Below are 10,221 nucleotides of genomic sequence, written 5' to 3'. Positions count from 1 at the left end.
GTGCTTTTTCACCTAATACGGTAATGTTTATGTGATCCGAGTCCACGAGATCCGTGAAAACTTCCTTAAAATATTCCTTCATGTCTTGATTAGCAATCCAATTGCCGTTCATGTTCATGTTAACCGTGATATTCCTACCCTCTGTAGTGGCTGCATTGTTTTGGGGGCTTTGCTGTTGCGTTAGTGGGGAGGTCGTTGGACTTGGACTGTAACCACCACCGGTGCCGCCCGCGCTAATGGATCCGCCGCCGCCAAAAGTGGACCGGTTAATCGTGGCAAGGGATGCCGCGCCCTTGAGGGCTACCGAAGCCGCCGCCAATACCGCAACCGGATAGGGAAGCCCAGAGTTAAAGGCCTTCATAATACCGCCGGCGGTATCTATTAGAACCGCGGACCTTGCATACTTCTTGTTTTCTTCAAACTGCTTCTTGTTGGCGTTTCCGTTTATGGCTGCCAAAGAATTCATCAGGCTTGCAGCGCTTGAAAACGCTAACTGTCTGTTGGCTTGACGTTTCTGCTCTTCGGCTTCTGCAATCTTGGTTTTGTCGTTCTCAAACTCAGCCGTTAACCCCAGAATAATGGCGTTTTTTCGAGTTTCCGAGATAATCTCATTCTGGAATGCCGTCTCAATGATAAATAAACGGTTTTCGTAAACATTCTCAAGCTTTTGTAGGTCCGTTGATCGTGCGTTATCCACGTAAGTCTGCACGTCGGCCATTTGCTGCTTAATAGTGTCCACCTCGGCAATCGAGATACCCACCCCGGCAGAGGTTGTGGTTTTTTTGGTCTCTTGCGCATCCGCTTTGACTTGCTGCTGTCTCTCAATGGCCGCTGTCATTTTGTCGATTGCTTCGACTCCCTGGGAAACCAAACCAATGTTTTGCGCATCAAGCTTGGCCTGATCCGCTAACATGCCGTTTAGTGTTGCCTGCAGGCCTCTGCGCTTCTCCAGTAGTGCCGCTTGTTCGCGTGCTGTGTGGCTGAACCCTGCACCTCTGGCCAGTTCTTTATTGACCTTTTCTATCTCTTCCCGCAGCCTGGCTACCGGCGTGCCGATTTCGTCATTAATTACACCGATTTCAACCAGGAATTGCTTAACTTGGCTTAGCCCATTGATAAATTCATCCACCCCTAATAGCGCGGTACGTATGCCGTTTAAGATCTGTATTGCGAAATCTTTCGCCAGATTCTTAATGCCGCCTCGTGCTTTTGCGGTCTCTAAGATCCAGTCACGGAATGTGTCAACGGCTTTTTGTAGAGAGGGGGCTAGAGCCGCTGTCATTTGCGTTACAAGGCCCTCTACTATGTACCGAAGCTTGGTCATGGCGTCATTGGCGTTCTCTACACCCTTAACCGCTGAGGCGTTCAGCGTGAGGCCAAATAGGTCTGCTTGCTCTCGGTACTTGCGCATTTGTTCCGCGCCGCCAGCCAAGGCAGGCAGCAATTCGGTTGCCCGACCACCGAACAGTTGCGCGGCCAAGGCTGTTTTTATGTTCCCGTCTTCCAGCTGGTTTAGCTTGTCCCCAATCAAACCCATAACTGCAGCAGAGTCGTTGATTATGGGTGTTAGGTCAGAAACAGATATACCTAATTGAGCGAATGCGTCTTTGGCTAGGCCCGTGTCCCTGACAACAAAGTCATAGACATTGGTTGAGACACGTCGTGCCGCCTTAGCGAAAGTCTCTAATGAGGTGCCGCCTAAATCTGCAGCCACGCGGAAAGAGGAAAGCTCTTCCGTAGCTATGCCGTAGGTTTTGGACAACTTGCCGATGTTATCAATAACCTTAAGCGAGGCGCTGGCAACCAAGGCGAGCCCTCCCGCGCCCGCCAATAGCACTAATGCCGACTTAAAGGAAAATACAGAAGAGATGGCATTGCCAATGCTCTTTTTGAAAGAGCGAAAAGTTTTGTTGACCTTTTTGGCGAATTTATCCAAGGCCGTACGGGATCGCTTTAATTCCTCTTGGAATTTAGCAGCGTTCAAGCCTAAGGATATTGCTATCGAGCCTATGATTGCCATTTCTCTGTCCTCACGACAGTGATTTTAAAAATCCCCCGCCCATACGATAAATGTTGCGAGGGAATTTATGTTAGTTAAATTTAAACCGGGCGTACCACTTTGGCGCGGGCGCGCCTGAGAGCTCTTTATCTAGCTCCGCCTCAATAGTCTCTAGTTGCGCCCCAATATCCAAATCCTGAGAGTAGACCAAGTTTCGCGCCTTATCCGCTGCCTTTCGAATGGCCGCTATCTGTGCGTTTATTCGTTCCACGTTGCTGCCTATTTGGTTACCTGCCGTCAGTAGAGTGTCACTGTTCATTTTTCTGTAAACCTGCTGATCCAGTTCCCGGACAAACTCTGTAATGGCGTCCTTCTCCTGATCAAGGAGCATCCGTTCCAACGCTATACGATTGCCATTGATTAACCGTTCATATTCAAGACTATTGGACCAGCGTGAGCTTTCTGCTTTTGCCTTTTGAATCTCCAGTTCTTTCACCCGCCGGCGGGCTGCCTCCAATTCAGATTCGACGCATTCGCAATTCTGGTTATGAGCAATGGCTTCTTTTTCGCGTTTGGCTTGAAGTGCGCTGATTTCATCTACAAGAGCCTTTCTTTGTTGACGCCGCTCACTGTAGTACTCATCCATGATTTTTCCACCATGGGCCTGAGCAATGCTATTGATAACAATTTGATCCGGATTCATGCTTGCTGTCTCCTTTGTTGGTTGAATACTGAAAATATTTCATTACCTGAAATTTCTCGCTGGTGAAATAGCGTGCTGGCCAGTTCCGTAATAATTCGCCAGTGGGAACTTACTACCTCCTTAGTGTGCCGTATGGCGGAATAGTATTCCTGTCGCTTGCGGATACCCGCGTGAGTAATACCATGTAACCTGGTAACCGTTAAAAGGTCTCCGTTCCAGCTCTCGGAATCGGTGGTATCGGTTTGGGTAAAGTACCCTTCCGCAATCGGACCGGCCAGGGAGTAAGCCAGGCTTGTAAACAAATCGGATTCCGAAAGATTCGAAGTACATAGGCCTGAGGAATCCGGGCGAATGATGGCGGAACACTGGGTGGCACCAGACAAAACGGCATAAACCGCGTGCCCGGCTTCGTGGTGAGATGCAATTCTTAGTTGGTATGCGGAAGCCTTTGGGCCTAAAACATGTCGCATTTTCATAACAGCCTCATTCGCGCTCTGGCCTGACTGGTTGTCATAACTGCGAGCTTTTTCATGGTCACGTCTAATGTTTGAATTTTGTCTATCAACCCCAGCTCCATGGCCTCATCGGCAAAAAACATTCTACCGTCCGCCATTGTCTGGATTTTTTGGCTTGACAGCCTGCGCCCCCTTGAGAGCACCATTTTGAAGTCTTGGAAATAACGGTCAACAATGCGCCTTAATTCGCTTTGTTGAGATTCGGTAATCACAGTGCCAATAGCTCCGGTTGACTTGTGTTCACCGGTGTCTATCGGAATCGGTCTAATTCCTTCCTTTCTAAAAGCCTCTGAGTAGTCGTATAGCATCAACCTCGTACCTATCGATCCAATCAGGTCATTTCGCCCGGCATAGATTTCTGTGCCTTGGCTGCCAACATACAGGGCTGCTGAATGCATTTGCCCCTCAACCTGGGTTAGCACGGGCTTAACTTTTCGCGCTTGGTAAACCGTGTCTCCAAGCTCTGCCAAACCATCCACGGAGCCGCCGGGGGAATCAATGCGCAATACAATGGTGTCTATCGCGGAATCCAGCTTGGCGGCGTCTATGGCCTGCTTAATGTGTACCGTGGAAGCCAGGCCAAAGAAGCTGCGTTTAATCATTGGTCCGACAATGGGAATAATTGCGGTTTTACCCACTATCTGCACTGGCAAACCGCTGCGTGCTGCGTCATCCACTGGCCCCGCGTTGAACGCACGAACGTACATTATCAGCTCGTTGAAAGCGTTTGGCTCCATAGCCCATAGCAGGGGGAGGTAATTCACAATTGTGCCTTTACTGTCAGTATTTACGTTATTAAACAGTATAGTGCGGCGCTGTGTATTTGTTAGTTTTGTATTTGATTTCAATATTATTCTCCGTCATCGCGACAGTGAAAAGAGCGAAATTATCCAAGCAGTCCGTCTGAATCGTCTTCAACCGGCTTCCTTGGTATTTGAATAGCTAATCGTGATGTTGGGCTCAATCCCAGCGAGCTACCAATTTGGTTAATCAGACCGATTTGCTTATCTCGAATCATGCAAGAAGGATTACGCCGCTCCTGCATGTTTTTGTCCACAAACCGTTGCCCCCGGGCATATATGTCTCGCAGTGCTTCCTCCAAGGACTCAACCGCAATCGCGTAGGATGAAATCAAAAACTCGTCAGCGCCTGTATACACACCGGCGGGCATGGAATCGACAACTCGCTGAAATACTTCTTTTGCCCTTGGGCCTAAGAATGCAGGACACACCGGCTCGCCCTTGGGAACTGGTTCAGATGTATTGAGAGGCCGTTTCCCGGGATTGCCCTCTATTAGCTTCAATTGCGTTGGTTTTGGCTTTCTGCCTCTTTTGCCCATTTTCGTTTCCTCTTTTTTGTCGAATTTCGTGAAAGTAAAATTAAAGGGGCCCCTCCGGTCTAGAACACAAAGCTCTAGAGAGTAAACACCCCACTCCCTATACACTCGGATCCAGCCCCTTCAACACCCTCGACAACTGAACGTTACACAGCAGGACGCGGTGGATTAGGTGCCGCTCTTGAGTCGTTAATGAGAATTCACAATACCCTTGTAATTGCTTACGCTGACCATCCAGCAATTTAATCAGCTCCCTGGTATGCCTCGGTGTCATACTTGTCCTTCCAGATATGCTTGTACCAGCATCCTACCTAACTCTATTGAGCTTAAGCCGCATTCATCCAAGCGACTGACCCACAATGGCCCCATAGCAAATAACAATTCTCCGGCTCTTAGGCGAAGCTCTACCGCGTCTCGACCCTGCCTTTCAGCTTGATTAAGTAAGTCCTTTATCTGTTGTTCTCGTGTCATATCACCGGTTTCCGTTTCTGTATCTTTGGCCTTGCTTTGTTCGCTATCTCGTTTAAATGCATACCAACCAACACTTGAGCAAACCCTTCACTGCTAATGCCGTACGCTTCCAGGGCGGGACCGTTCCATCGAGTAGGCCCATGTTCGTGAATCAGCTTTCCAGCCTCGATCCGCTTGCGCCGGGCTTTGTGGTCCAGGTCGCTGGCCTGTTGCAGTAATCGTTTTGTTTTATCGCTTGGTTCCACGGCTACTCATTCACTCTCTGAAATCGGTTGTAAGAAATAATTCCGGCTCCATGGCCCACCTCGTACAGACTGCCAAGTAATGCTGTCCAGCTCCACAGGAAAGCGACCGAGTGCGGATTCTATTCCTGTTTTGGGTACCGGTTTTCGGGTTCCTTCGGCAAAGCAGCCATCAGGGGACAGGTTAAGGCCGGTAACAAAGTAGCACCCGCGGGTGGAAGATTTGGCGATATGGAAAAAGTAATCACCGGACCGGCCTTCGAGGTGGTGGCCGCGATCTGGAATGCAGTTAATCTGCGTGATGTTAAGAGCCAGTTGGTTCATAGTTTTACCTTGTGTCACACCAATTCACACCCGTGCCGGATGTGCCCCCCCGCGCGCGCGGGAGTATATACGGAACGCCTGTGATCAAGTGTGACATCTTACCTATCATATTGATTTGCCAAGTCTAGTTTGACGGCTATACCAAGGTATCCGCGAGTACGAATTCCGGGTAATTTGTCTTTGTATTTGAATCCTGCGCGTATCATGGCATCCTTAAAACCACCTGGTGTACCAGCGTCTCCGCCCTGCTGTGTTGCAAAATTCTTCCATGATTTGAAAAGAACAGACGAAGATTCACCCACGGTAGCGCCGCTGTGCTCGGTACATTCCTCAAGCCATTGCGTAAAAAGGTCTTGGTCCGAAAAATATTCGTCAGTTTCAGCCCGCACGATATCCGGCACGATCAAACCATTTTGTTGCCAGTCTTTGCAGCCATCCAAAGCCCATTGCAAAATACCCGGATATTCCTCACGGAGCTTCTGCGGTAAACCAGTATCTTTAACATTTGGCTTGAAGTTGAACGGTACTATGTGAAACCGACGCCGCGCGGCTTCGTCTACGTTGTGCAATGCCGGTTTATGGTTACCGACAAACAGCAGCTTGAACTTGGGCACGAACTCAAAAAAGTCTTTACGCATGAACCGAGCGCTTATTTTGTCGCCTCCAGTCAGTTCTTTCAGCCTAGACTCCATCCATCGGTGCCCATGCTCGGTTTCCGCAGCGGAAACCAACCTGGGGCCGTCAAGTCTTGCTAGTTCGGTAGGGTGGCGTTCGTATTTGCTAGCGGTGAATGTCGCCATGTTTGCGTTAATCGCGTAGGTGTGGAGTATCTCCATCATCACATTCAGGAGGACACTTTTGCCATTCCCGCCAGGGCCGTAGATGAAAATTATTATTTGCTCGACGGTCACCCCCGTGAGGAAGTAGCCGAACAACTGTTGAATAAACCGTATCAACTGGGTGTCGTTGCGGGTTATCTCTTTTAGGAATTTCTCGAAAATTGGAATTGGAATTGTTTTCGGGCTTACAAGGGTTGATCGAGTAATAAAATCATCTGGATTGTTTCTCCAGGTCCGGCCGGTTTTTAGGTCTATTGTAAATTGGCGCGTATTCAGCAGCCACGGATCGGCGTCCCATCGCTCGTGCGTGGTCGCGAATTTCCGGTCCTGCCTGGCAAATTCTTCAACATTTGCTGAGGTGCGGTATTTATGAAGGTGCGCCCCTGGGTGTATTTTTGACATATCTCTGCATATTTCACGGCACCATTCGGCAGCTAATCTGGTTCTTTCGATTGCCCAATAGCAACCTGTCCACCAATACCATTTCCCAATGTCGTGATCGAATTGCAGTTGTCCGGTGTATTTCTCCGCGAAGGCCCGCGCTAAATCGTCCTCGGTAGCTCCATACTGTTTGAGAAGGGTTGCGTCGGCATCTTTCGCCGCTTGGATATCGTCCGGTGTCAACTCCACACCACGCTCCCTATCTGAATCCGCTATGACCTTAATGGTTTTTGCGCGTTCCAACTGCTTTGGTGGTACCCGTGGCCTTTCGCCATCCAATGATTTTCCGTAAAAATCACCTGGTTCGATACCATAGACCCTGGAGGAATCAACGACTTCACCAAAAGCGCAGCCAGCGAAACAATGCGCCAGAGTATTTCCGTTTTCCCCCTCGCTGATTTTTAGGCTTGGATTCTTATCATCATGAGCAGGGCATCGGGCCATCCAATATGTACCACAGCGCCTCGCGTTGAGCCGTTCTGCTATTTCTTCGGTGCGCATTGGTTTCTCGCTGCCTTTATGGCTTCGCCGTGGCGTGTCCCGGTCGCGGTATTGCGGATGGCCTCGCGGATGCGCCGGGTTTGGTCTGGGGGAATGAGTAGGGCAGAGGTTGACATTGGTCTCTATCCTTTGCAGCCTGCAAGTTTCTTATGAAGGGCGTCTTTTGGAACAAGAATTCTCGTTCCTATAGTGATGTGAGGTATTTCACCACGCTTAACCCCTTCATATGCTTGATTTTTTCCGATTCCAAGTATTTTGGCCGCTTCTGTTACGGAATAGGTGGCGCAATTTTGTTCGATAGTCATGATTTATCACCGTTGCGATTAATAAGTATGTTATGGTAACGTGCTATTGTTTATAGTAACTAAATATAACTCATGAATTTATACAGGTTACGGTCTCATAGCCGTAACAAAGGACGGAAAATGGCTAACGGTGCAGATTTTTTCCAGTTTTTTTGGCCGGTTCACGAGAATGGCTATGTTTGGCGAGATGCCAGGAAAGACATGGAAGGCAATACTTCTATGGAACCATATTTAACTTTAAAAAAACCGCTAACGGATCAGAGAATGTATGAGCCGCTCACAAAAAAAAGTGGCCTGTTTAGAACATTTGCTTCATTAAGACCTACAAAGAGTGAGATAGCCAATTTTGCGAATAGATACGGCATGCTGGGAGGCGACGTTGATGCGTTTATTGTACCAGACGCGAGTCCTTCACCGGTGGAAGTTGGGGAATCACTTTCCAAATGGAAAAATGAAATAATTTTAATGAAAAACGCGCTTACTCTTTGGGATTTTGCGATGTTGAATGACAGAAAAGGTTTAGCGCAGCATATTGTTTGGGAAGGCACCGGGATGATTAAATGCCGTATGACTAGGTTTAGGGGGTGCGTAGCTTCGCGTGAACTTAGGGCGCACCTACTGGAGAAGTTTGCATTGGGCGATTTGGTTAAACCTGCTCTTTATCAAGTAAATTTGTTTATAAACGAAAGTATTAAGTCCAGGGTCACTCTTCGAAATATGTGGGATCAAGATTATAAACACCACAATTTGCATGCTTTGCCCAATGGGTTGATCGGGGCATTGTGGTTGCAATTTGCAAATGCGTTTAACGGAACAAAGCAGTTCCGCCAATGTAGTTGCGGTGAATGGTTTGAAATATCACCGCCCATAACAAGAAAAACTCGAAAACATTGTTCCTCTGCTTGTAAGCAAAAAGCTTATAGAAGCAAAAAGGAGATAACACAATGAAAGGCCACATCACAAAACGGGGTAAAAATTCCTGGTCACTGGTAATTGACCTCGGACGTGACACCAACGGTAAGCGCAAGCAAAAATGGCATACAGTCACAGGTAAAAAGTCCGAAGCTCAAAAGGAACTCAGGCGCCTGCTGACTGAGTTGGAAGAGGGCACATACATCGAGCCCACCAAACTAACTACCGGCGAATTTTTGGAACGCTGGTTAAAGCAGGTCAAACCGTTGATTGCAACTAAGACATACATACGGTATGAGGAAATATGCAGGCTTCATCTTATTCCCGCTCTGGGCCACCACCTGCTTACTAAATTAAACGGCATTCATATTGAGGACCATTACGCTGAGGCCCGGGAGAGTGGTCGTATAAATGGGGAAGGGGGGCTGTCTGAGCGCACTCTATTACACCACCACCGCGTATTATTTGAAGCCATGAAGCGGGCGGTAAAATTGAAGCTACGGTCCCGGAACCCAGTTGAAGACGTTGAGTCTCCACGCCCAGTTAGCAAAGAGGTTCAGGCATTAGATGAAGAACAAACCGTTGCACTCTTAAAGGTTGCTGAGGGAACTCCCTTATATATGCCAATATTGTTCGCGGTCACCACCGGTTTACGCCGCGGTGAATTGGTCGGCTTAAAATGGAAAGATATCGACTTGGAAACATCAGGTGTCACCGTGAGCCGATCCATTCAGCAAACAAAGGGAAAGGTGGAAATCAAGAAACCGAAAACTGAATCCAGTAAACGTACTGTAACTATTCCAAGTATCGCAATGGAAGCCTTGCAAACCCACAGGATCGAACAAAACAAACAACGGTTAAAGCTGGGCAAGATTTATCAGAATGAGGATTGGGTTTTTGCTAAGCCGGATGGTTCTTTATGGAAGCCGGACAGTCTTACACAGGCTTTCCGTAAGTTGATTAGTGATTCAGGCTTGCCCAAGGTTCGATTCCATGACTTGCGCCATTCCCATGCATCACAGCTGCTAAAAAAAGGTGTTCACCCGAAGGTTGCACAGGAGCGGCTTGGGCATTCGTCTATAGCGATTACGTTGGATTTGTATTCCCACTTGCTCAAGGGTGTGCAGGAGGAAGCTGCCAGTAAAGTGGATGAGGCTTTGCGGAGCGCAATTAAAAAACCATCTAGCTAGGGAGTTTTTGACGGTGAATTTGATGATAAGGAAACTCTATCGTTAAAGCCTTGTGTTGCAATTACACTTCCGCCTATAAACCCAACATAAGAAAAAGCAACTAACAATATTGCGAAAAACCTGAAAAATTTACCCGCTGATAGATAAGCGTAGTCATTGGTTTTAAGCGACTCCAAAAAGTACAACTGTGCAAAATAGGAAAGAAAAGTTGTTATGCCCGCGCAAGCGACCCCGAAGACGAACCAATATAGTGATTCAGCTATGCGTTCTGAGCCAGCGAATTGGGCATTCCCCAGAAATGTCAATAATGCTATTACAGCACCCCCGTTAATAATCATTACGGTTTTCTGTGCCGTGGCGGCAACTTGCATCAAAGAGCGAAACTGTTCAATTATTCGCTTTGATTCAATATTTGATTTTGACTCTGATTCGGAATTTGGCAT

Annotated in this window: 14 protein-coding genes and 1 pseudogene; 3 read left to right on the top strand and 12 right to left on the bottom strand. The window is 47.9% G+C overall.

Going from position 1 to position 10,221, the window contains the following annotated elements; all coding sequences use genetic code 11:
- The 11 genes from OEY58_21295 to OEY58_21245 form a co-directional block, all read right to left on the bottom strand.
- The coding region (locus tag OEY58_21295; protein MDH5327997.1) for a hypothetical protein at positions 1-2,020 on the bottom strand (2,020 nt) is incomplete at its 3' end.
- Between the two features lie 70 nt (positions 2,021-2,090).
- Positions 2,091-2,702 (bottom strand): hypothetical protein, encoded by a 612-nt coding sequence (locus OEY58_21290; GenBank protein ID MDH5327996.1) that lies wholly within the window; start codon positions 2,700-2,702, stop codon positions 2,091-2,093.
- Positions 2,699-3,178, bottom strand: coding sequence for a M50 family metallopeptidase (locus tag OEY58_21285; protein MDH5327995.1), 480 nt, complete (start codon positions 3,176-3,178; stop codon positions 2,699-2,701). Before OEY58_21285 ends, OEY58_21290 begins: the two co-directional genes overlap by 4 nt.
- Positions 3,175-3,924, bottom strand: coding sequence for a S49 family peptidase (locus OEY58_21280; protein ID MDH5327994.1), 750 nt, complete (start codon positions 3,922-3,924; stop codon positions 3,175-3,177). The genes OEY58_21285 and OEY58_21280 overlap by 4 nt, the downstream gene beginning before the upstream one ends.
- 179 nt (positions 3,925-4,103) lie before the next feature.
- Positions 4,104-4,556, bottom strand: coding sequence for a phage terminase small subunit P27 family (locus tag OEY58_21275; GenBank protein ID MDH5327993.1), 453 nt, complete (start codon positions 4,554-4,556; stop codon positions 4,104-4,106).
- A 267-nt stretch (positions 4,557-4,823) separates the two neighbouring features.
- Positions 4,824-5,024 carry a hypothetical protein gene (locus OEY58_21270; GenBank protein MDH5327992.1) on the bottom strand — a complete coding sequence of 67 codons (201 nt, stop codon included), beginning with the start codon at positions 5,022-5,024 and terminating at the stop codon, positions 4,824-4,826.
- A complete protein-coding gene (locus OEY58_21265) occupies positions 5,021-5,269 on the bottom strand; it encodes a hypothetical protein (GenBank protein MDH5327991.1) in 249 nt (82 codons plus the stop codon). The genes OEY58_21270 and OEY58_21265 overlap by 4 nt, the downstream gene beginning before the upstream one ends.
- Before the next feature lie 6 nt (positions 5,270-5,275).
- Positions 5,276-5,590 carry a hypothetical protein gene (locus tag OEY58_21260; protein ID MDH5327990.1) on the bottom strand — a complete coding sequence of 105 codons (315 nt, stop codon included), beginning with the start codon at positions 5,588-5,590 and terminating at the stop codon, positions 5,276-5,278.
- Positions 5,591-5,688: 98 nt separating this feature from the next.
- Positions 5,689-7,371, bottom strand: a complete 1,683-nt coding sequence (locus OEY58_21255) for a phage/plasmid primase, P4 family (GenBank protein ID MDH5327989.1) — start codon at positions 7,369-7,371, stop codon at positions 5,689-5,691.
- A complete protein-coding gene (locus OEY58_21250; GenBank protein MDH5327988.1) occupies positions 7,353-7,487 on the bottom strand; it encodes a hypothetical protein in 135 nt (44 codons plus the stop codon). Before OEY58_21250 ends, OEY58_21255 begins: the two co-directional genes overlap by 19 nt.
- Before the next feature lie 6 nt (positions 7,488-7,493).
- The gene (locus tag OEY58_21245) at positions 7,494-7,676 is read right to left on the bottom strand and encodes a helix-turn-helix domain-containing protein (protein MDH5327987.1); all 183 of its coding nucleotides are present in this window, start codon (positions 7,674-7,676) and stop codon (positions 7,494-7,496) included.
- A 120-nt stretch (positions 7,677-7,796) separates the two neighbouring features.
- On the opposite strand from OEY58_21245, the gene OEY58_21240 reads away from it, so the two are divergent.
- The 3 genes and pseudogenes from OEY58_21240 to OEY58_21230 all read left to right on the top strand — a co-directional run bounded on the left by OEY58_21240 (position 7,797) and on the right by OEY58_21230 (position 9,778).
- Positions 7,797-8,624: a hypothetical protein gene (locus OEY58_21240; GenBank protein ID MDH5327986.1), complete on the top strand. Its 828-nt coding sequence runs from the start codon at positions 7,797-7,799 to the stop codon at positions 8,622-8,624.
- Positions 8,621-8,959, top strand: a pseudogene (locus OEY58_21235) (Arm DNA-binding domain-containing protein). Before OEY58_21240 ends, OEY58_21235 begins: the two are co-directional and overlap by 4 nt.
- Positions 8,960-9,061: 102 nt before the next feature.
- Positions 9,062-9,778 carry a site-specific integrase gene (locus OEY58_21230; protein ID MDH5327985.1) on the top strand — a complete coding sequence of 239 codons (717 nt, stop codon included), beginning with the start codon at positions 9,062-9,064 and terminating at the stop codon, positions 9,776-9,778.
- On the opposite strand, the gene OEY58_21225 is transcribed toward OEY58_21230, so the two are convergent.
- Positions 9,775-10,221, bottom strand: coding sequence for a hypothetical protein (locus OEY58_21225; protein MDH5327984.1), 447 nt, complete (start codon positions 10,219-10,221; stop codon positions 9,775-9,777). The two genes, OEY58_21230 and OEY58_21225, sit on opposite strands and share 4 nt — an antisense overlap.

The organism is Gammaproteobacteria bacterium (assembly GCA_029882975.1).
In the GTDB taxonomy this organism is placed as follows: domain Bacteria; phylum Pseudomonadota; class Gammaproteobacteria; order SZUA-152; family SZUA-152; genus JAJDNG01.
Note: the sequence above shows the minus strand (reverse complement) of the source record. Positions and strands in the feature narration are given on the sequence as shown.